18 protein-coding genes are annotated in these 21,634 nt (G+C 70.5%); 6 read left to right on the plus strand and 12 right to left on the minus strand.

The window, feature by feature from the left end; translation table 11 throughout:
* The first annotated feature begins 360 nt into the window (after positions 1 to 360).
* From ACWCOM_RS05740 to ACWCOM_RS05755, 4 genes are all read left to right on the plus strand, one after another.
* Positions 361 to 1,161, plus strand: a complete 801-nt coding sequence (locus ACWCOM_RS05740) for a WecB/TagA/CpsF family glycosyltransferase (protein ID WP_454547777.1) — start codon at positions 361 to 363, stop codon at positions 1,159 to 1,161.
* 206 nt (positions 1,162 to 1,367) lie between these two features.
* Positions 1,368 to 2,003 carry a 50S ribosomal protein L25/general stress protein Ctc gene (locus ACWCOM_RS05745; RefSeq protein WP_454547778.1) on the plus strand — a complete coding sequence of 212 codons (636 nt, stop codon included), beginning with the start codon at positions 1,368 to 1,370 and terminating at the stop codon, positions 2,001 to 2,003.
* Positions 2,004 to 2,147: 144 nt separating this feature from the next.
* Entirely contained in the window at positions 2,148 to 2,726 is a 579-nt protein-coding gene (pth, locus tag ACWCOM_RS05750) for an aminoacyl-tRNA hydrolase (RefSeq protein ID WP_454547779.1), read from the plus strand.
* Complete coding sequence (locus ACWCOM_RS05755) at positions 2,723 to 3,433, plus strand: hypothetical protein (RefSeq protein ID WP_454547780.1); 711 nt, start codon at positions 2,723 to 2,725, stop codon at positions 3,431 to 3,433. Before pth ends, ACWCOM_RS05755 begins: the two co-directional genes overlap by 4 nt.
* Before the next feature lie 110 nt (positions 3,434 to 3,543).
* Here the strand turns inward: ACWCOM_RS05755 and nhaA are convergent, their stop codons facing one another.
* Together nhaA and ACWCOM_RS05765 are read right to left on the minus strand one after the other, a co-directional pair.
* Positions 3,544 to 4,839, minus strand: a complete 1,296-nt coding sequence (gene nhaA / locus ACWCOM_RS05760) for a Na+/H+ antiporter NhaA (protein ID WP_454547781.1) — start codon at positions 4,837 to 4,839, stop codon at positions 3,544 to 3,546.
* 106 nt (positions 4,840 to 4,945) lie between these two features.
* The gene (locus ACWCOM_RS05765) at positions 4,946 to 5,443 is read right to left on the minus strand and encodes a DUF2505 domain-containing protein (RefSeq protein ID WP_454547782.1); all 498 of its coding nucleotides are present in this window, start codon (positions 5,441 to 5,443) and stop codon (positions 4,946 to 4,948) included.
* 188 nt (positions 5,444 to 5,631) lie between these two features.
* Here ACWCOM_RS05765 and mfd point away from each other — a divergent pair, with 188 nt between their 5' ends.
* Positions 5,632 to 9,354, plus strand: coding sequence for a transcription-repair coupling factor (mfd, locus tag ACWCOM_RS05770; protein WP_454547783.1), 3,723 nt, complete (start codon positions 5,632 to 5,634; stop codon positions 9,352 to 9,354).
* A 75-nt stretch (positions 9,355 to 9,429) separates the two neighbouring features.
* Here the strand turns inward: mfd and ACWCOM_RS05775 are convergent, their stop codons facing one another.
* The 9 genes from ACWCOM_RS05775 to cobA all read right to left on the minus strand — a co-directional run bounded on the left by ACWCOM_RS05775 (position 9,430) and on the right by cobA (position 19,034).
* Positions 9,430 to 9,858 carry a hypothetical protein gene (locus tag ACWCOM_RS05775; RefSeq protein WP_454547784.1) on the minus strand — a complete coding sequence of 143 codons (429 nt, stop codon included), beginning with the start codon at positions 9,856 to 9,858 and terminating at the stop codon, positions 9,430 to 9,432.
* A gap of 221 nt (positions 9,859 to 10,079) precedes the next feature.
* A complete protein-coding gene (locus ACWCOM_RS05780; RefSeq protein WP_454547785.1) occupies positions 10,080 to 10,520 on the minus strand; it encodes a hypothetical protein in 441 nt (146 codons plus the stop codon).
* 128 nt (positions 10,521 to 10,648) lie between these two features.
* Positions 10,649 to 11,302, minus strand: coding sequence for a deoxyribose-phosphate aldolase (gene deoC / locus ACWCOM_RS05785; protein WP_454547786.1), 654 nt, complete (start codon positions 11,300 to 11,302; stop codon positions 10,649 to 10,651).
* A gap of 69 nt (positions 11,303 to 11,371) precedes the next feature.
* Positions 11,372 to 13,153: a DUF2334 domain-containing protein gene (locus tag ACWCOM_RS05790; protein WP_454547787.1), complete on the minus strand. Its 1,782-nt coding sequence runs from the start codon at positions 13,151 to 13,153 to the stop codon at positions 11,372 to 11,374.
* Between the two features lie 74 nt (positions 13,154 to 13,227).
* On the minus strand, positions 13,228 to 14,424 hold the full coding sequence (gene wecB, locus ACWCOM_RS05795; RefSeq protein WP_454547788.1) for a non-hydrolyzing UDP-N-acetylglucosamine 2-epimerase: 1,197 nt from the start codon (positions 14,422 to 14,424) through the stop codon (positions 13,228 to 13,230).
* 46 nt (positions 14,425 to 14,470) lie between these two features.
* The gene (locus ACWCOM_RS05800) at positions 14,471 to 15,121 is read right to left on the minus strand and encodes a family 16 glycoside hydrolase (RefSeq protein WP_454547789.1); all 651 of its coding nucleotides are present in this window, start codon (positions 15,119 to 15,121) and stop codon (positions 14,471 to 14,473) included.
* Complete coding sequence (locus ACWCOM_RS05805) at positions 15,118 to 16,458, minus strand: glycosyltransferase family 2 protein (RefSeq protein WP_454547790.1); 1,341 nt, start codon at positions 16,456 to 16,458, stop codon at positions 15,118 to 15,120. Before ACWCOM_RS05805 ends, ACWCOM_RS05800 begins: the two co-directional genes overlap by 4 nt.
* A gap of 739 nt (positions 16,459 to 17,197) precedes the next feature.
* Complete coding sequence (locus tag ACWCOM_RS05810) at positions 17,198 to 18,022, minus strand: uroporphyrinogen-III synthase (protein ID WP_454547792.1); 825 nt, start codon at positions 18,020 to 18,022, stop codon at positions 17,198 to 17,200.
* Positions 18,012 to 19,034 (minus strand): uroporphyrinogen-III C-methyltransferase, encoded by a 1,023-nt coding sequence (gene cobA, locus ACWCOM_RS05815; RefSeq protein WP_454547872.1) that lies wholly within the window; start codon positions 19,032 to 19,034, stop codon positions 18,012 to 18,014. Before cobA ends, ACWCOM_RS05810 begins: the two co-directional genes overlap by 11 nt.
* A 152-nt stretch (positions 19,035 to 19,186) precedes the next feature.
* Between cobA and ACWCOM_RS05820 the strand changes: the two genes are divergently transcribed.
* Complete coding sequence (locus ACWCOM_RS05820; RefSeq protein WP_454547793.1) at positions 19,187 to 19,909, plus strand: sirohydrochlorin chelatase; 723 nt, start codon at positions 19,187 to 19,189, stop codon at positions 19,907 to 19,909.
* Positions 19,910 to 20,072: 163 nt separating this feature from the next.
* Here the strand turns inward: ACWCOM_RS05820 and ACWCOM_RS05825 are convergent, their stop codons facing one another.
* Entirely contained in the window at positions 20,073 to 21,572 is a 1,500-nt protein-coding gene (locus ACWCOM_RS05825; RefSeq protein ID WP_454547794.1) for an amino acid permease, read from the minus strand.
* Positions 21,573 to 21,634 lie beyond the last annotated feature (62 nt).

Consider the following 21,634-nt stretch of genomic DNA (forward strand, 5'->3'; position numbering starts at 1 on the left):
CCCCCCGAGTGTGCGGGGCCGGAACGCTCCCCTGCGCCCCCCGGCGCGGTTCCGACCCCGCCCCCGAGTTTACAAGCGCACATTCATGCAAACAGTCCCTTAACTGGGGACACCTCGCCGCCCCTCCGGGGCTCCGGCGCGCCGTAGGCTTTGCTCATGTAAATGCACAGGCACGTTCTGTGGACCCGGGGGCTCGGGACCACAGGACGTGCACGCCAGGGGGCGCCGGCGCGCCGGCCGGGATCCGGGGGGATCCCGCCGCGCCACGGCCGGAGCTCCCTGCCGGAAGCCGCCGGCCCGGTCACCGGGTCCGGCGCGAGAGCGAGGCGCCGCACCGGCGCCGCACAGGGGGGAGCACGCATGTTGAAGCACCAGTCCCGGGCCGAGAGCACGGGCCCGATCGAGATCCCGGTCAGCGGGGTCAGGGTCACGCCGATGGACGCCGACGAGCTGCACCGGTGGATCTCCACGACCTGGCAGGAGGGGCGCAAGGCCGCCGTCCTGGCCCACAACCTGCACAGCCTCTACACCTGGGAGGTCAACGCCACCTTCCGCGCCTTCTACGAGCGGGCCGACGTGGTGCTCACGGACGGCTTCCCGGTCCTGAAGCTGGCGAAGTGGCGCTCCGGCCGCCCGCTCAGCGCCAAGCGGCATCGCCTCGGCACGCTGGACTGGCTGCCGGGCCTGATGGGGCGCACCCCGGTGCGGCGCGTCGCCGTCGTCGGCGCCACCCCGGCGGGCAACGCGCGCACGGTGGACCTGCTGCGCGCGGGCGCGGGCTCCGGCGAGGTCCGGGGCTGGGCGGGGGAGGGCTGGCACCCCCTGCTCGAGAAGCGCATCGTGCAGGAGCTCCAGGAGTACCGGCCGGACTTCGTGATCGTGGGCCTGGGGATGCCGCTGCAGGAGGAGTTCCTGAGCCGGCGCTGGGCGGAACTGCCCCCGGCGATCTACGCGGCCGTGGGCGGCGGGATCGACGAGTACGCCGGCATCCAGAAGCCGCCGCCGCGCTGGCTCGGGCCGCTGGGCCTGGAGTGGGCCTACCGGCTGGTGACCCAGCCGCGGCGGCTGGGCCACCGCTACGTCGTCGAGCCGTGGCTCCTCGTCTACCTCCTGGCGGCCAAGGTCGCCCGCGGTGGGGCGGGCACGCCGGCCGGTGCCTGAGCTGCCGCGGACGGGCCCGTGCTACCCTGGTGCGGTTGCCAAGGCGAGGGGACCCCTGTGTCCCGTGATCGACGACGGCTGGTTGAACGTTCCCGCCCCGCGCGGCGGCGGCGTCCGCGAGGACGTGCCGCCCAGGACGCTGGGGGAGGGTCTGCGGCCGGTATCGCCTGGCCGAGACAGCACAGACCCGATTCCGAGGAGTTCCCATGGTTGACACCATCCGCATCCCCGCCGAGACCCGCAGCGACTTCGGCAAGGGCTACGCCCGCCGGATCCGCGCCAACGACCAGATCCCCGCGGTCGTCTACGGCCACGGCGCCGAGCCCAAGCACGTGATCATCCCCGGCCACCTCACCATGCTGGCCGTGCGCAACCGCAACGCCGTGCTCGAGCTCCAGCTCGACGGCGGCACCGAGCTGGTCATGGTCAAGGACGTCCAGCGCCACCCCACCCGCCCGGAGATCCTGCACATCGACCTGCTGGCCGTGCGCCGCGGCGAGAAGGTCCAGGCCGAGATCCCCGTGCACGTGATCGGTGAGGTCGACGCCGAGGCCGTGCACAACGTCGAGGAGAACACCCTCACGGTCGAGGCCGAGGCCCTGCACGTGCCCGAGCAGCTGACCATCAACCTCGACGGCCACGGCGTGGGCGACCACGTCTACGCCGCCGACGTCCGCCTGCCCGAGGGCGTCACCATGGTCTCCGACCCGGAGCTGCTCGTCATCAACGTCGCGGCCCCGCAGGCCGCCGACCTCGGCGAGTCCCCTGCCGAGGGCGCCGAGGCCGCCGACGAGGCCGCCGAGGCCCCCGAGGGCGACGTCGTGCCCGAGAACGAGGCCTGAGCCCCACCGCTCGACCGATCCTCGTGATCCCGTGAGTGCGGGGCGGCCCGCCGGCCGCCCCGCACTTGCCATGACCGCACCGACGCCGTCCGCCCCGGCCCCGGCGCCCTGACCGACTTCCCGACCGACCTCCTGGAGGCACCGATGTCCGACGCATGGCTGGTGGTGGGGCTGGGCAATCCCGGCCCCGAGTACGCCCGCACCCGGCACAACGTGGGGCAGATGGTCCTCGACGAACTGGCCTCCCGGCTCGGCGGGTCCTTCAAGGTGCACAAGGCCCGCGCCCAGGTCCTCGAGACCCGGCTGCGCCCGGGCGGGCCGCGGCTCGTGCTGGCCAAGCCGATGACCTACATGAACACCTCCGGCGGACCCGTGGCCGGGCTGGCGAAGTTCTACGACATCGCCCCCGAGCGCGTGATCGCCGTGCACGACGAGATCGACATCCCCTTCGCCGCGCTCAAGCTCAAGATCGGCGGGGGCGAGGGCGGGCACAACGGCCTGCGGGACATGTCCAAGGCCCTGTCCACCAAGGACTACCACCGGGTGCGCGTGGGCGTGGGCCGGCCGCCCGGCCGGATGGACACCGCCGCCTACGTGCTCAAGCCCTTCTCCTCCACCGAGGCCAAGGAGCTGCCCTTCCTGCTCGACGACGCCGCCGACGCCGTGGAGCACCTGGTCGAGAACGGGCTGCTGGAGGCGCAGCAGAAGTACCACGCCCGGTGATCCCCCTCCACGAGCGGCAGGCACAGGGTTCCGCCGCGTCGTGGTCGGTGCAGATCCTGGCGGCGGTCTGCGTGCTCGACGCCCTGCTGCTCGTCGCCCACGTCTGGCACCGCAGCGGTCCCGCCCTGGGCGCGCAGGACCGGTGGTTCTTCCCCCTGCGCCGCCCCGCCCTGTGGAGCGGCGGGACGGACGGCTCCCTCGTGGAGCTCTTCGGCCTGCTGCAGCTCGGGGCCGCGGCCGTGCTGCTGCTCGCGGCGGGCCTGCGCGGACCGGCGCACCGGGTGCTCGCCGCCTGGGGCGGGGTGCTGCTGCTCCTCGTCGCCGACGACCTCTGCCGGATCCACGAGCGGGTGGGCGCCCGCCTGGCCCTGGGCCGGCTGGTGCCCTCGCTGGGGGAGACCACGGCCCAGGAGCTCGGCGGCCTGCTCTTCTGGGCGGTGTCCGGGCTCGTGCTGGTGGGCGGGCTGATCCGCCTGCACCTGCGCAGCGGGACCGCCGCCCGGTCCGCGTCCTGGACGCTGCTGGCCACCGTGGTGCCGTTCGTGCTCGTCGCGGTGGGCTACGTGCTGCTGGGCGCCGCCCGCCCAGGCCTCTTCGACGACGGCCCCGGCGCCGAGATCGCGGCGCTGGTGCGGATCACGGTGAAGCTGCTGACCATGACGCTGCTGCTCGGCCACGCCCTGCGGATCTCCGCCGCCCGCCCGTAGCGGGGCCCGGACACGACAGCGCCCGCCCGACATTCGTCGGGCGGGCGTTCGTGCGTCGCACCGGCCGGTTCCGGGACCCAGACCGCTGCCGGCCCGGCAGGCGTGCCGGATCAGTGCGGCGCGTCCAGCTTGTCGACCTCCACGCCCTGGGCGCGCAGCTTCTTGTAGTGGGCGTTGCGGACCGTCAGCAGGGTGCCGCCGAGCACCGCGGCGATCGCCGAGCCGGTGAGGATGCCCACCTTGGCGTGCTCGTTGTGGGGGCTGCCGATGCCGAAGCTCAGCTCGGCCACCAGCAGGGAGACGGTGAAGCCGATGCCGGCGACCATGGCCAGGCCGCCGAGGTCCAGCCAGGTGTAGTCGTCGTCCTTCGTGGCGGGGGTGAAGCGGTCCATGAGCCAGGAGGCGCTGAAGATGCCGAGCAGCTTGCCGAGGACCAGGCCCAGGACGATGCCGATGGCCACGGGGTCGGTGAGGGACTGGGTGACGCCCTCCAGGCCACCCACGGCCACGCCGGCGGCGAAGAAGGCGAACACCGGGATGGCCAGGCCGTTGGACAGCGGCCGGAAGCGGTGCTCCAGGGCCGGGGCCAGGCCGAGCTCCGGCTCCTCCTGGCGGATCACCCGCGGGGTGACCTTCTTGACCGGGACCGCGAAGCCCAGCAGCACCCCGGCGATGGTGGCGTGGATGCCGGCCTCGAGCACGAACAGCCAGGTGACGATGCCGATGGGCAGCAGGACGACCCAGGCGGCCCAGTGGTGCTGCATGAAGAAGTCGGGGAACTTCTGGACCAGGAAGGTGAACAGGCCCAGCGGGGCGAGCGCCAGCAGCAGGTACAGGGCGCTGAGGTCGTCGGTGTAGACGAACGCGATGATGACGATGGCGATGAGGTCGTCCACCACCGCCAGGGTCAGCAGGAAGGTGCGCATGGCCACCGGCAGGGCGGAGCCCACCACGGCGAGCACGGAGACCGCGAAGGCGATGTCGGTGGCCGTGGGGATCGCCCAGCCGTCGATGGTGCTCGGGTCGGCGTCGTTGATCGTGTTGACGGCCACGTACATCAGCGCCGGGACGATCACACCGCCGAAGGCCGCGACGATGGGCAGCATGGCCTTGCGGACGTTGCGCAGCTCGCCGTCCACGAACTCGGTCTTGAGCTCCAGGCCGACCAGGAAGAAGAAGATCGCCAGCAGGCCCTCGGAGGCCCACTCGCCCACGGTGTGGTCCAGGCCGGGGAAGTCGATGCCGATGTGGGTGTCCCGCAGCCCGAAGTAGCCATCCGCCAGCGGCGAGTTGGCGATCACGAGCGCCGAGACCATCGCGGCCAGCAGCAGGACGCCGCCCACCAGGTCCTTGCGGAGGAAATTGCCCAGTCCGGGCCCGTGCTGGTCCGTCTCGCTCGCGCTCACGGTGGACTCCTGTTCGTCGTCGTCGAAAAATCAGGGGCCAGTCTACGGGCGGCCCCGGAGCGCGCTGTCCGCCGGGTCACCCCGGGTGCCCGGGACCGGTGGGAGGTCAGCGGTTGGCGAGCCAGGCCTCGGCCTCGCGGGACTGCAGGGAGAGGGCCTTGCCGACGTAGGGCTCCGCCGCCGCCGCGACCTTCTTGCCGACGAACGGGATGTTGGCCTCCACGGTGCAGTCCACGTGGACCTCCGTCTGCTCGCCCTGCGGGCGCAGGGTCTGCTCGGCGCTGCCGGAGACGGGGAGGGAGGCGACCTTGATGTCGCTGCGCACCCGGCGGGACCCGTCCGCCGCCGGGGCCTCGTAGGCGTCGGTCTGGGTGAGGTGCACGGAGGGCCCCACGAACTTCCGGGCGACCTCCGGCAGCCGCTCGGAGCTCATGGCGCGGACCGTGGTGACGGTGAAGGCGCCCGCGGTGTCGCCCGAGACCTGGAAGGACTCCAGGGTGGCGCCGGCCTTCTGCGCCACGTGGCGGACGAAGGCCTCGTCGGCGAAGGTCGCCACGACCTGCTGGACGGGGGCGGGGACGGTGGTGGAGGCGGTGACGGCCATGGGAGCTCCTGGGTGGTCTGCGGTGAGGGTGCTGGACCCCATCGTAGGCGGACCCGCACCGCCGCGTCCGCGCGGACGCCGGACCCGGTGTCGGGGCCCGGGAGTAAGCTGGGGGCCGCGAACGTTGGCTTCCACAGCCCCTGTGCTCGGCCAGTACCTTCCTCAGCGTCCCAGGAGACAGCTCACTCATGACCTTGTCCGGACTGCTCGCCGCCCTCGGGGCGGAGCGCTCCTTCGCCAACCTGCGCACCCAGGCCGCCCTCCCGCCGGGGGAGCGCAGCCCCGAGACCGTGATCAGCGCCCCGGACGGGATGCGCCCGGTGATCACCGCCCAGCTGCGGGGCGCCCTCGACGAGGCCGGCGGTACCGCAGCCGACGGCAGGGCGCCGGTGCTGCTGGCGGTCACCGCCACCGGCCGCGAGTCCGAGGACCTGGCCGCGGCCCTGGGCGCCTATCTGCCCACCGCGGGCATCGCCGAGTTCCCGGCCTGGGAGACGCTGCCGCACGAGCGGCTCTCGCCCCGCTCGGACACCGTGGGCCGCCGCCTGGACGTGCTGCGCCGGCTGGCCGGCCACGACCCCGAGCGCCCCGTGCAGGTGCTCATCGCCCCGGTCCGCTCCGTGCTGCAGCCCGTCGTGGAGGGCCTGGGGGAGATGACCCCGGTGCGCTTCGCCCGCGGGGAGGAGCTGGACTTCGACGCCGCCGTTGCCGCCCTGGCCCAGGCCGCCTACGCCCGGGTGGACATGGTGACCCGGCGCGGGGAGTTCGCCGTGCGCGGCGGGATCATCGACGTCTTCTCCCCGGTCGAGGACCACCCCGTGCGGATCGAGTTCTTCGGCGACGAGGTGGACGAGCTGCGCTGGTTCGCCGTGGCCGACCAGCGCACCCTCACCGGCACGGACCACCCCGACCGGCTCGTGGCCCCGCCCTGCCGCGAGGTGCTCATCACCCCGTCCGTGATGTCCCGGGCCGCGAAGCTGAGGAACTCCCTGCCGGGTGCGGAGTCGATGCTCGAGCGGATCGCCGGCGGGATCTACGTGGAGGGCATGGAGTCCCTGGCGCCCCTGCTGGTGGACGGCATGGTCCCGGTGCTCTCCCTGCTGCCCCCGGGCTCCCTGGTGGTGGTCATGGAGCCGGAGAAGGTCCGGGCCCGGGCCCACGACCTCGTGGCCACCAACGAGGAGTTCCTCCTCGCCGCCTGGGACTCCGCCTCCGAGGGGCTGTCCGCGCCCATCGACCTCGGCTCCGCCGGGCACGCCCTGCCCACCGGGGACGACGGCGGCCGCACCCTGTCCTCCGGGTCCTTCCAGAGCCTGGCCGAGGCCCGCTCCACCGCCCTCGACGCCGGGCTCGGCTGGTGGGCGCTCACCGCCCTCAACGTCAACGCCGTGGCCGGGCAGGACGTGGACGCGGACACCGCCGCGGAGGACATCGCCCTGCTCGACTCCGACGCCGACACCCTCACCGTGGCCGCCCGCGACCCGCTGGGCTTCCACGGGGACGTCGAGGCCATGCTGGAGTTCCTCGCCGGGCGGGTGTCCGACGGGTGGCGCGTCGTCGCCGTCACCGAGGGCCCCGGCCCGCTGGCCCGGATCGCGGAGCTGCTGCACGGCGCCGGGATCCCCGCCGCCCGCCGCGAGTCGCTGGAGGAGCCGCCGCAGCCCGGGATCGTGGAGCTGACCACCGCGGTGGCCGGCAAGGGCTTCGCCCTCGACGGCCCGCGGATCGTGCTGCTCACCGAGGCGGACCTGCTGGGCAAGGCCAGCCCGTACACCACCAAGGACATGCGCAAGCTGCCCGTGCGGCGCAAGCGCAACGCCGTGGACCCGCTGGCGCTGTCCCCGGGGGACTTCGTGGTGCACGAGCAGCACGGCGTGGGCCAGTTCGTGGAGCTCATCCAGCGGCCCATCGCCGGGGCCGTGACCAAGCCCGGCCAGCCCAGGCCCGTGCGCGAGTACCTGGTGCTGGAGTACGCCGCCTCCAAGCGCAACGGCCCCAAGGACCGGCTGTTCGTGCCCACCGACCAGCTCGACCAGGTCACCAACTACGTGGGCGGGGAGACCCCCACGCTGTCCAAGATGGGCGGGGCGGACTGGAACAAGACCAAGCGCGCGGCCAAGAAGGCCGTCAAGGACATCGCCAACGAGCTCATCCGGCTCTACTCCGCCCGGATGGCCTCCCGGGGCCACGCCTTCGGGGAGGACACCCCGTGGCAGCGCGAGCTGGAGGAGGCGTTCCCCTACATCGAGACCCCCGACCAGCTGACCACCATCGACGAGGTCAAGGCGGACATGCAGCGGGAGGTCCCCATGGACCGGCTGATCTCCGGGGACGTGGGCTACGGCAAGACCGAGGTGGCGGTGCGCGCGGCGTTCAAGGCCGTGCAGGACGGCAAGCAGGTGGCGGTGCTCGTGCCCACCACGCTGCTGGCCCAGCAGCACGCCGAGACCTTCACCGAGCGCTTCTCCGGCTTCCCGGTCCGCCTGGCCGCCCTCTCCCGGTTCCAGACCGCCAAGGAGACCAAGGAGGCGCTCGCCGGGCTCAGGGACGGCTCGATCGACGTGGTGATCGGCACCCACCGGCTGCTTTCCAAGGAGGTCCAGTTCAAGGACCTCGGCCTGGTGGTCATCGACGAGGAGCAGCGCTTCGGCGTGGAGCACAAGGAGAAGCTCAAGGCGATGCGCACCAACGTGGACGTCCTGGCGATGTCCGCGACCCCCATCCCGCGCACCCTGGAGATGTCGCTGACCGGGATCCGGGAGACCTCCACCCTGGCCACCCCGCCGGAGGAGCGCCACCCGGTGCTCACCTACGTGGGCGCCTACACGGACAAGCAGGTCTCCGCGGCGGTGCGCCGCGAGCTCATGCGCGAGGGCCAGGTCTTCTACATCCACAACCGGGTGTCCTCGATCGAGCGCAAGGCCAAGGAGATCGCCGAGCTCGTGCCCGAGGCGCGGATCGCGGTGGCCCACGGGCAGATGTCCGAGTCCCGGCTGGAGCAGATCATCGTGGACTTCTGGGAGAAGAAGTTCGACGTCCTGGTCTGCACCACCATCGTGGAGACCGGCCTGGACATCGCCAACGCCAACACCCTCATCGTCGACGGCGCCGACCGCTACGGCCTCTCCCAGCTGCACCAGCTGCGCGGGCGCGTGGGCCGCGGCCGCGAGCGGGCCTACGCCTACTTCCTCTACCCGGCGGAGAAGCCGCTCTCCGAGACGGCGCTGGAGCGGCTCAAGGCCGTCGCCGCGCACAACGAGCTCGGCGCCGGCATGCAGCTGGCCGTCAAGGACCTGGAGATCCGCGGGGCGGGCAACCTGCTCGGCGGAGAGCAGTCCGGGCACATCGCCGGGGTGGGCTTCGACATGTACCTGCGGCTGGTGGGGGAGGCCGTCGCCGAGTACCGCGGCGAGGAGGACGAGCGGCCCACCGAGATGAAGATCGAGCTGCCGGTCAACGCCTACCTGCCGCACGAGTACGTGCCGGGGGAGCGGCTGCGCCTGGAGGCCTACCGCAACCTCGCCGGCGCCGCCACGGAGGAGGCGATCCAGGAGGTCGCCGACGAGCTCGTGGACCGCTACGGCGAGGTCCCCGAGCCGGTGCAGAACCTGCTGGAGGTCGCCCGCTTCCGGGTGACCGCCCGCGCGGCCGGGCTCACCGACGTCGCCGCCCAGGGCAACATGATCCGCTTCGCCCCGGCCGACCTGCCCGAGTCCCGGCAGATGCGCCTGAGCCGCCTCTACCCCGGGGCGCAGGTGAAGACCGTGCCCGGCACCGACACCGCGCAGGTGCTGATCCCCAAGCCGAAGACCGCCCGGATCGGCGGCAAGGACCTCGTCGACCGCGAGATCCTCGAGTGGGCGCGCGGCGTGGTCGAGGCGGTCTTCGCCAAGGAGCCCGCCACCGCCTGAGCGCTCCCGCCCCGGGACAGACCGCGGCCCCCTCCCGTCCGGGAGGGGGCCGCGGTCGTGCCGGGGTAGGAACGGCTACTGGACGGCCTTGCCGAACTTGTCGTCGCGGTGGGCGGCCGCGGTGCGGGCGTCGCGCTCGCGGATGTCGCGGGGGCCCTGGGCGAACTCGGCGGCGGTGGGCTGCTCGCCGGGGACCTCGGTGGTCGGGGGGACGTCCATGAGGATGCTGCGCCCGCCGGCGGCCTTCTTGGCGGTGCTGTTCTGCAGGACGCCCACCGGGATGAGCAGGGCCAGGGCGTAGAGGCCCAGGCCGAGGAACCAGATGAGCGGGCTGTTGGGGTAGCTGGCGAAGGCCCAGAAGCTGCCGATCATGATGATCATGCAGGCCGCGAAGAACAGCAGGTTGTTCACGAGCCGGCCCTGGCCCGAGTGCGAACGCACGGTGGGGCGGCCGGTCGAGGCGTCCGTGGAGGTGCTGGTGGACGAGGCGGCTCGGTTGGCCATGGTGTTCCCCTTCAGGCGGTGGAGGCGCGGCCGAGTTCCGAGGGCCGCAGAGGCGTCGGTGCCCAGTCTAGTGCGTCACCCCGGCACCCCGCGCACCGGCCCGGGGCCCCCGGGGGCCCGTCGCGGGGAGACGACGACGGACGACCTTCCCCCGGTGCGGGGAGAGGCCGTCCGTCGATCGGCGGGCCGGCCGGTGCGCCGGGCCCGTGGAGGCGCCGGGCCTACTGGGTGGCCCGGCCGAAGGCGTCGTCCTTGTGCTCGGCGCGGACCTGGGCGTCCCGGGTGCCGATGTCGCGGGGGCCGTCGTCGAAGCTCTGCGCGGTGGGTTCCTCGCCGGGGACCTCGGTGGTCGGGGGGACGTCCATGAGGATGCTGCGCCCGCCGCGGGCCTTCTTGGCGGTGCTGTTCTGCAGGACGCCCACCGGGATGAGCAGGGCCAGGGCGTAGAGGCCCAGGCCGAGGAACCAGATGAGCGGGCTGTTGGGGTAGCTGGCGAAGGCCCAGAAGCTGCCGATCATGATGATCATGCAGGCCGCGAAGAACAGCAGGTTGTTCACGAGCCGGCCCTGGCCCGAGTGCGAGCGCGTCACGCTCCCGCTGCTGCGCCCGTGGGTCGGGGCGTCCGTGGAGGTGCTGGTGGACGCGTGGGCTCGGTCGGCCATGGGGGTTCCCCTTCTCGTGGTGCAGGGCGGCCGGATCGTGCGGGCCGCGGGAGCGTTTCCGGCCAGTCTAGTCCGTCGCCCCCGGCGCGCCGCGCTGACCAGGGCGCGGCGGGGGCCGCCGTCGGGTCTCAGCCGACGAGCGCGGGACCGCTGCTGGCGCCGATCCGGGAGGCGCCGGCCTCGATCATCGCGAGGGCGTCCTCGCGGGTGCGGATGCCGCCGGAGGCCTTCACGCCGATGTCCGGGCCGACGGTCTCGCGCATGAGCCGGACGTCCTCCACGGTGGCGCCGGCGGTCGAGAAGCCGGTGGAGGTCTTCACGAAGTCCGCGCCGGCGGCCACGGCGGCCCGGCAGGCGAGGACCTTCTGCTCGTCGGTCAGCAGGCAGGTCTCGATGATGACCTTCAGCGCCGCCCCGCCCGCGTGGGCGGCCTCGGCGACCGCGGCGATGTCCCGCTCCAGCGTCTCGCGCTCGCCGGCGCGGGCGGCGGCGATGTCGATGACCATGTCGATCTCCTGCGCGCCGGCGGCCACGGCGGTGGCGGTCTCGAAGGCCTTCACCTCCGTGGCCGAGGCCCCCAGGGGGAAGCCGACGACCACGCAGGTCAGCACGTCGCTGCCCGCGAGCTGCTCGCGCACGAACCCGGCCCACAGCGGATTGGTGCACACCGAGGCGAAGCCGTACTGCCGGGCCTCCGTGCACAGGGCGGCGATCTGCTCCCGCGACGCCTCCGGCTTCAACAGCGTGTGGTCGATGTAGGAGGCGAGCTGGGGGGTGGTCACGGGCGGCCTTTCGACGGTCGGGCGGGTCGCGCCCAGCCTACCCGCGGTCGGACCACGCTCAGAGCGGCATCACTTCAGTTCTGACACCGGTACGAACTCGAAGCCGAGTTGCTTGATTCCTCGCACCGTCTCCTTCAGGTACTCCAGGTCGAGATAGGGGTGGAAGAAGAAGCTCGCTGTGGATTCGCGCACCACCAGGTTCGCCTCGGCACGGGAGATGAGGAACTCCGGGTCTCGAACGGCGTGGTTGTTCTGCTCCGTTTCCGTGATGTTGCCCAGGTTCTCGGGGTAGACCTTGGCCCCGTAGATGTCGTGGACGGAGTAGGGGAAGTGCTGGCTGTAGGCCTTCCCCGGCTCACTGGGGCGGTGCGAGACGATGCCCGCGAAGTAGTCGGACTGCTCATAGCGCGCGTCGTAGACCTGGGACATCGCGGCATAGGCGTTGACAGATGCAGCGTAGTGCGGAGTCTCGAAGATCACAGGCTTGCCCAGACCGGCATCCACCATGATCTGGCTCCCGTGCTTGATCCGGGCGACATGCTGTTCCACGCTGTCCTCGGCAACCGGACCCGTCCGGCGGATGTAGGAGTCGTTCTCGCAGTCTCCGAAGTCATACGGTTCCTGTGGTGTCGCGCTGCACCCGTAGCGGTAGAACTCGTAGTCCTCCCCGGTCCGCCCGCTGTAGGGGTTGTTCGTGGCTCCGAACTGGTGTGTCGACCCATGCTGGATCAGCGTCCCGCCACGTTCCTGCATGTATTTGAGGGCGTCCACCACCTCGGGGCGGTCGAGGAGGCTCAGACCGTACCAGTCGTCGCCATCCGGCGTCCGTGCGACGTGGATCGGCATCACCGCCACCTGGAAGGGCACATCGGCTCCGTGCAAATAATCGGCCACGGCGCGAAGATCCTGTGGGTCCGACTCGGGCCCGACATCTTCGAGCCGCACCGCAGCTTGTTTCACCTCGGTCGTTCGCGGGGCCAGCACGTCATAGAACAGGTCGGAGTAGATGAGGTAGACATCGTTCACGTCGATGTAGTCGAGAGGGATCTCAGCGATATAGGTCAGATTGCCGGAGCGTACCGCCCACGGCATTTCATTGGACGGCACGGCCTGATCCGGACTGCAGGCTGTCGGCCCCTCGCCGTCCCGGCACTGTGAAGTCGCGAGGACCTCCACGGCGCCCTCGTTCTCGATGACCGGCGCCACCAGCTCCGCGACACCTTCGGTTGTTCGGGACACCTGGCGGCCCTTGTATGCGACCGTCCTGACCAGACCGCTGTCCACGGTGATCGACTTGTGCGGATCCCATCCGTACTGATCGGCGAATGCGGCCGAGCTGCTGGGCTCCCAACCTGCGAGGTCGTCGATGTTCTGGTCGACCCACGTCACGGGTATCCCGCCTTCCCGGACGTCGTCGAGGAAACCTCTGGGAGGAGAAGCAGCGAAGTCGGTCCCGATGTAGACAACGGCGTCGAATGACTCCATGGCATTCGCGGCGTAGTCAGCCACCGGCTGGATCTCTGCCTCACCGAAGTGCGTCGCCAGGTTGGCGGTTGCCACGGCATACATCTCGGCATCGGCCGATGAGTCACCGGTGTCGTCATAGAGGATCAGGGTGGACATCTTGCCGGACTGTCCGAACCGTCGGTCGAAGACCGTGTCCGCAGTATGAGCACTTGGGTCCTCGTCCGGTTCAGCCGCATACTGCTGCGCCAGGGGAGAGCCCTCTCCCTCGACCAGAGTGTCGTCGGTGAGACCGAAAACAGTTCCGACGGACACGGCGAGCAGGGCGGCCAAACCGATGAACCATTCGACTCGTCCGCGCGTCGTCAGCTGAAAGGGCTTGCTCATGGAATCTCCTCAACGAGAGCCCCGGCTCATGGTGAAACGAACAGGGGAGCTCGTCGTGCAGTATCTGGTATTGATCACTTGACCGGTGACGCTGCGAACTGCGCTTCGTAGGCGAATTCGTCGACGCGGTCATCGAACCCGAAGTGTCGCGCCAGGGCATGCACAGTGCGCTCCGCAGCCCGTCCGTCGCCGTAAGGATTGAGAGCCCTGGCCATCCGGCTGTACTCGTCCTGGTCCGTGATGAGAGTCGAGACTTCCCGCACGATCGCCTTCTCGTCAGTCCCCACCAGTTTGACGGCCCCGGCAGCAACGGCCTCCGGACGCTCGGTGGTCTCCCTCATGACGAGAACTGGTTTTCCCAGGGACGGGCCCTCCTCCTGGACGCCCCCGCTGTCGGTGAGGATGATGGACGATCGTTCGAGCAGGGCGCAGAACTGTGCGTAGGGAAGAGGCTCCGTCATCAGGACGTTCGGCAGATCTTGAACAGCCGGCTGGATGGCGGCGCGGACCAGGGGGTTGCGGTGTGCGGGAAAGACGAAGTCGTGGTCGGGATGCTGCCGAGCCAGTGCGGCAATCGCCCTGCCGACGGCCTGAAGAGGCTCGCCCCACGACTCACGACGGTGTGCGGTCACGAGCACCACCGGCCGTCCCTCCGCGAGCCGTTGTGCGAGGGCAGGGTCGTCGATGCGCGGTCGTGAGTCCACGGTGATGAGCAGGGCGTCGATGACGGAGTTGCCGGTGACCACGATGGTGGACGCATCGATGTTCTCCTTCAGGAGGTTCTCACGGCTTGCCGCTGTCGGAGCAAGGTGAAGACTGGCGATCTGCCCGGTCAGCCGTCGGTTGATCTCCTCGGGAAAGGGGGAGTACTTGTTGCCGGTCCGCAGTCCGGCCTCGGTGTGAACAACGGGGACCTCCGCGTAGAAGGCGGCCAAGGCGCCTACGAAAGTGGTCGATGTGTCACCTTGGACGAGAACCGCATCAGGGCGATCCTTCTCCAGGATCGCTGTGAGGCCTTCCAGCGTGCGGTTGCTGATCTGCGTCAAGCTCTGACCTGGCGCGTGGATGTCGAGATCGCAGTCGGGCACGATGCCGAAGTTCTGATTCACCTGGTCGAGCATCTCCCGGTGCTGTCCTGTCACGACCACGCGCACTTCGAACCGTGGGTCGTCGCGGAGAGCCAGGACGAGAGGGGCCATCTTGATGCCCTCCGGGCGGGTGCCGTAGATCGCCATGATGGTGATGGGCTTGCTGGGGAACGTGCTGGACATGGTGGCTCCTGATCGATCAATGTGTTCCGTGCTGGTGCAGCGGGCATCACATGGTTGTGCTGTCGATTACTTCCAGGTCCTGAAATCGGACGCGTGCGTCCTCGGTGTACAGGCCGATTGCGCCGCCGCGATAAGGTCGTTCGTCGTCGACGACGGTGGTCAGTTCTCGCCCGTCGACACGCACGGTCATGCGCGGCCAGTCCTGCTCGACCTCGACCCGGTAGGCCTCACCGACAGGGAAGGTTCTGTCGTCACCGGTCGCGAGGAAGCGCTGACTCCCGGGGTAGGCCGGGTCCTGTTTCGAGATCTCCCACCCGTTGGGCTTGAGCGCGACGGCATAGAAGTGGTCGTTGTCCCTGAAGTTCCAGAGGACCCAGCCCACTTCCCACACATTTGGATCTCCCTGCCGGAGTTGCTCCTCGGTTTTCATCGTGATGGCGAAATCGGCGTCTTCATAAGACTGAGTGGTGTGCACCAGAGATCCATGGGTGACGTCAGGCGATGCAGCAGAGTTCGGTTCAAGAACCACCTGCTTGTCCGAGCCCACAACACGCCCGTACCCCGTGTAGAGAACGGACCACTGGCCATGGCTTTCCCCGTCGGACCAGGGCTGGATGCGCCACATGTTGTTCACCCCTGCCACGACGACCAGGGCGAGTATCCCCAGTCCCAATGCGATTCGTACGGGTTTTCTCACGTGCGAGCCTCGATGGTGAGTTCTTCGGCGGATGAGTCGACCTGGGCCTTGTTCTCGACAACACGTTCTGTCTTCGACCAACCGTTGTGTCCACGAACGGCTCGGTAAGCAGCTTTCCACCCCGCGACGTACCACAGTGTCGCGTAGAGCACATACGCATGCATGAGGACGACGGCGGTCGGCACCCCTAGACCGCTGTGTCGTTCCTGCGACCAGTACACGAGACCGAATAGGAGAGCCGGCCCGAACGCAACGAGATAGGCGGAGATCCACCACCGTGAGACGACGGCGTCGCCGACGATGATCCCGAGGATGACGTCCAAGGTCCACAGTGCGAAGGCCACGCTGAGGAATGACGTGATCAGCAGCAGGAACGGGCTGGTGAGATGGTAGACCAGGTCAGCTCGCCGCGTGCCGGTGAGGTCGCGAAGTACCCATGGGACCAGGCCCCAGGACTGCAGATGCCCTTGGAACCAGCGCGTCCGCTGCTTTACCCATCGCTTGATGTCCACGAGTCCTTGCTGGTGCACCGACGACGTCGAACAGAACTCTGTCTCCCATCCGTCGATGAGGAGCCGCACGCCCAGATCGAGGTCCTCCGTGAGGCTGCGCGACCACGGTGACGATCCCAGTCCGTTGAGGGCGGAAAGCCGGACAAACTGACCATTGCCACCCAGTCCGACGCTCTTGAGATGACGTCGCCCCCGCTGAAAGACGTGTGTATAGAGCACGAACTCCAGGTCCTGCATGCGGGCCAGAAGGCTTTGGTGTCGGTTGTTGATGCGGACGCCGATCTGGACAGCTCCGAGCCGCTCGTCCATGAACAACGGAAGGACGTCGCGTAAGGCGTGTGGGTCGAGTCGCCCATCGGCGTCCATGACGCATACGACGACGTCGGATGAGGACAGCCCTGCGATGAGATCACTGCGACGCAGGTACTGAATCGCCGCATTGAGAGCTTCACCCTTCCCCTGTCGGGCTTCCGGAAGCACCCGTTGGAAGAGGTGCACCCGCGGGTCCGGGTGCGCGCGGACGATGTCCGCTGTCCCGTCGTCGGAACCGTCGTCGATGACCAGAATGTGCACACGTGGGTGCTCAAGACTGGCCAGACGGTCCAGGCTCGCATGCAGGACCCTGTCCTCGTTCAAGCACGGCACGACGAAGACGACCGTCTTGTCCTCCGAAACCTTCGAGACAAGCTCTCGACGCACTCGAGCGGAACGGGGCTCCCGCCGTGAAAGGGCGAGAATCGTCAGACCGTACAGAACGCTGATGGTCACGAGGAGCACAGCCAGGGAGAGGACGAAGTCGATCCTCTCGCCGAACAACATCATCATGGGCCGACGCCTCAGGCACTGAGAGCACGGTCATCGACGGCCTCGATCGGCCGGCTGCCCCAACGAGCGTCCGTCTGGGCCGGGAGCGCAATCCTGGTTGCGGGCAGACCCTCGTTCTGGTGTCGGTTCCGGATGCGTGTGGCAGCACTTGAGATCACGACAGCGCACAGCAGGAACAGCAAATAGGCCATGAACAGAGCCATGGCGAGCATGAGCAGTAAGCGACTGCCCTCCTGCAGGAAAGACTGAGCGGATGCCGCAAAAGGCGCGGCGCTTGTGGACATGACGATATGGACGTACACGGAGTCCCCCCAATGCAAAACGGGCCCATCCCCCCGACGGGCCAGCCAGATGCCTTCCCCAAGGCAAACCAGCTGGTAACAGAATTTCAGAGCGGGGAGGCCCAAGCAAAAGGCGGCTGTACCTGTTATGGCCCACAGCGGCACAGCTCACGTGCATTTATGAACGCAAATTGTATTGTTAGTCATCCACCTCGTGGGACGCTGCTCCTATACTTTCCCGTTCGGTGTGGACTTAGTTGGGGACAGACAACGACGCACTCATCGAAGTGGTGGAAGTTTCCGATGCGTCGATCACGATACGGACATGACCAGTTGTTTCGTCACAGAGCGACCTGTTGACCAAGGACGGCCTGCCATGGTGTCAACGCGTGATGTTGGAGACAGCGGCGCATCAGGGCCACGGGGCACCCGTGTACATGAACTAGGCAGAAGCGGGTTCAGCTCAGGGCGTCCGTGAGCTGCTTGAGCATCGCGCCCATCCGGAACCGCTCGGGCACGAGCGGTTCGATCCCCAGCTCCAGCAGCGGGGCGGCGGTGACGGGCCCCACGGTCGCGGCGAGCATGCCGCGCCGGAACGCGCCGAGCAGCTCCTCGTGCAGCCCGATCTCCTCGGCGGTGCTGAACAGCGCGTCCACGGCTGGGGCGGCGGTGAAGGTCACCGCGTCCACCCGCCCGGCGGCGGCCTCCCGCACCAGCACCGGCACCTGCCCGGCGTCGTCGGCGGAGGCCCACCGGTACGGGGTCACGGTCAGCACCGTCGCGCCGGCGTCGGTGAGCCGGCGGCGCTGGACCACGTCGGCGATTCCGTGCAGCTGCAGCCCGACCGTGCTCCCGGACAGGTCCCCGCCGTGCTCGGCGAGCACGAGGTCCACGAGCCCCTCGGTGGTTTCGTCGGCGGACATGCCCGCGTCCTCCAGGCCCAGCCCGCGCACCGCCCCGCGGCCCTTGGGTCCGCGCACGTACACGGCGGCCTCGCGCAGGCACAGCAGCAGGTCGGCGTCGAAGCCCTGCGCCTCGGCGGCGTCGTGCCAGCGGCGCAGCCCGTAGCCGGTGGTCAGCAGCACCAGGTCCGGGCGGGCGCCGAACAGGGCCCGGGAGGCGGCCGCGAGCCCGGCGTCCTCGCCGACGGGCTCCACCTTCAGCGCCGGGGCGTGGATCACCCGGGCGCCGCGGCGCTCGAGCGCGGCGATCTGGTCCTCGGAGCGCCGGTGCGCGGTGACGCCCACCACCCGCCCGGCCAGGGGCTGCTGCTCAGCAGCCATGGGCGGTCACCTCGGCGAGGAACGCGTCCCGCTCCGCGGTCGCCAGGCGCACCACGGGCCCGACGACGACGACGGCGGGCGAGCCGCAGCCGGCCGCCGCGGTGTCCGCGACCGCGTGCGCGAGCGTGGTGATCGTGGAGCGCTGCCGGTCGGTGAAGCCGCGCTCCACCACCGCCAGCGGCGTGGCCGGGTCCGCCCCGGAGCGCACCAGGCCGGCCACGAGGTGGGGGAGGGTGGCCACGCCCATGAGCACCACCAGCGTCCCGCCGGCGGCGCCGAGACCGGCGAAGTGGGCGAGCTCCGCCTCGGAGAACGGGACGTGGCCGGAGGCGACCGTGAACATCCGCGAGACCTCGCGGAAGGTCACGGGGATCCCGGCGGCCCCGGGCACGGACACCGCGCTGGTGATGCCGGGGACCACGTCCACCGGGATGCCGTGGGCGGCGCACGCGGCGAGCTCCTCGCCGCCGCGGCCGAAGACGTAGGGGTCCCCGCCCTTGAGCCGCACCACGGAGCGCCCGGCCAGCGCGTGCTCGACCATGAGCTCCTGGATCCGGGACTGCGGCACCGGGTGGTGGCCCGGGGTCTTGCCCACCGGGACGATCTCGGCGCCGGGGGCCGCGGCGGCCACGGCACCGGCGGGGGCCAGGCGGTCCACGAAGACCACGTCGGCGTCCTGCAGCGCGGTCACGGCGCGCACGGTGAGCAGGTCGTCGGCGCCCGGGCCGCCGCCGACCAGGGTCACCCGGCCGCCGGTGCGGGCCGCCGGCTCCTGCACCACCGGCACGCGGGCGCCGACGGCGCGCAGCGCGTCCCGCCAGCGCCCCGGGGCGGGCCCCACGACCACGGCCAGGGCGGCGCCGTCCACGTCGGCTGCGGAGAGGAGGGCCGGCTCGGCCACGGCGCGGACGTCGGCGCCGGCCGCGGCATAGCGCCCGCGGGCGCGGCGGGCCTCGTGCGGGTCCCCGAGGACGAGCACCGGCACGTCGGTGAGGTCGGCGGTCAGGAGCATGGGGTCCTCCAGGGGGAGAGCGGGGATCGGGGAAGCACGCATGCCATGGTCGCGCCCCTACCAGAGTGGGGCATCCGTGTTACAGCGGGGTTGCTGTGTGACGTCCTGTGACGGGGCCCGCCCGTACGGGCCCGCGCTCATAGGGTGGACGCATGAGCACCTCCGAAGCCCCCGTCCTGCTGGCCTGCGCCCACGGCACCCGGTCCCCGGCCGGGCGCGCGGCCGTGTCCCGCCTGGTGGACGCCGTCGCCGCCGAGCTGCCCGGCACCGAGGTGGTCCCGACCTGGGTCGACGTGCAGACCCCGGACCTGGCCGCCCGCACCGAGGAGTACGCCGGGCGCCCGGCCGTGGTGGTCCCGCTGCTGCTCTCCGCCGGCTACCACGTCTACGTGGACGTGGCCGAGGCGGTGGCCGCCGACGAGCTGCACCGGGTCTCCGCCGCCCTGGGCCCGGACCGGGCGCTGGCCCGGCTGCTGGCCCGCCGGGTGCACGAGGCCTGCGCGGCCGCCGGGACCCCGCTGGGGGAGGCCGACGCCGTGGTGCTGGCCACCGCCGGCTCCTCGGACCGCCGGGCGGTGGCCGACTGCGCCGCGGTGGCGGAGCTGCTGGGGGAGGAGCTGGCGCGGCCGGTCGCGGTGTCCTACCTGGCCGCCGCCCGCCCCCGCGTGGCCGAGGCGGTGGCGGCCGCCCGGGCCGGCCTGGCGGAGGGGGGCCGCGTCGTCGTCGCCAACTACCTGCTGGCCCCCGGCTACTTCCTGGACCTCTCGCGCGCCGCCGGGGCGGACGTGGACACCGAGCCCCTGGCCGTGCCGGAGGGGGAGGTCCCGCCCGAGCTCGTGGACGTGGTGGTCTCCCGCTACCGCTCGGTGGCCTGAGCCCCCAGAGCCTGCAGGGGGCCACCCCCGTGAGTTCCCCCTGCATGCGCCGAGTCCCCCGTGCGTGCGCAGATCCCCCCGATCGGTCGGGGGGATCTGCGCACCCATGGGGGACTCAGCGGGTGGAGCGCCGCGGTACGGGGGACCCGGCCGCCGGGGCGGGTCAGTCCCGGACGCGGGTCAGGTCCGCGTCCTCGTAGCGGACCATCTTCGAGCCGGTGACCAGCTTGTGGCCGAACCACAGGGCCAGGAACAGCGGCAGGCCGATGTAGGCGGTCAGCGCGGCCATCAGGTCCACCTCGCCGAGGAACGCCTGGTAGTTCTGCCCCAGGATCACCACGGCGCACAGCACGAGCGCGATCACGGGGCCGAGCGGGAAGAACCGCGCCCGGTAGGGCAGGTCCGCCAGGTCGTGGCCCTGGGCGGTGTAGGCCTTGCGGAACCGGTAGTGGCTCCAGGCGATGCCCATCCACACGATGAACCCGGCCAGGCCCGAGGCGCTGACCAGCCAGACGTAGGCGTCCCCGTCCCCGATGAAGGTGGTCAGGAAGGACGCCCCGCCCACCAGGGTGGTGGCGAGCAGCGCGTTCATGGGCACGCCGCGGCGGTTGACCCGGGCGAGGAAGCGGGGGGCCTTGCCGCTGTCGGCCAGCGCCCAGAGCATGCGGGTGGAGGCGTAGAGCCCGGAGTTGCCGGCGGAGAGGATGGCGGTGAGGATCACCGCGTTCATCACCGAGGCCGCCGCGAGCACGCCGGCGTTCTCGAACACCAGGGTGAACGGGGAGATGGAGATGTCCTCGACGTCGCTGGTGAGCAGGTTGGGGCTGGTGTGCGGGATGAGGAAGCCGATCACGGTGATGGCGCCCACGTAGAAGAGCAGGATGCGCACGAACACGGTGCGGATGGCCTTGGGCACGTTCTTCTCGGGGTCCTCCGCCTCACCGGCGGCGACACCGACCAGCTCGGTGCCCTGGAAGGAGAAGCCGGCCACCATGAAGATCGCCAGGATGCCCAGCCCGCCGCCCACGAAGGGCGCCTCGCCGGTGGTCCAGTTCTCGAAGCCCGGGGACTCCCCGCCCAGGATGCCCACGATCATCAGGATGCCCAGCACCAGGAAGATCACCACGGTGACGACCTTCACGAGGGAGAACCAGAACTCGCTCTCGCCGTAGGCGCGGGTGCTCAGCGCGTTGAGCAGGAACAGGATCAGCAGGAACGCCCCGGACCAGACCCAGGACGGGACGTCCGGCAGCCAGTAGCGCATGATCAGCGCGGCGGCCACGAGCTCGGCGGCCACGGTGATCGCCCAGTTGTACCAGTAGTTCCAGCCGATGGCGAAGCCGAAGGACGGGCTGACGAAGCGGGTGGAGTACTCCTCGAACGCGCCGGAGACCGGCAGGTACGTGGCCATCTCGCCCAGGCTCTGCATGAGCAGGAAGACCATGAACCCGATCACGATGTAGGCCAGCAGCGCCCCGCCCGGGCCGGCGGTGGCGATGGTGTTGCCGGAGGCCACGAACAGGCCGGTGCCGATGGCCCCGCCCAGCGCGATCATGGTCAGGTGGCGCGGTTTGAGGCTGCGGCGCAGCTTCTCCTGGGACTGCAGCTGCGCCTGGGTCGCAGGAGCGCTCGGCTCGGCCCCAGGGCGTGCGGTGGTGGTCACGCGGAATCTTCTCCTCTGGTGCGGTGGACGGATCACGGCAGGAGGAGGTTCGGTGGCGCCGT

Source organism: Kocuria sp. KH4, from assembly GCF_053711175.1.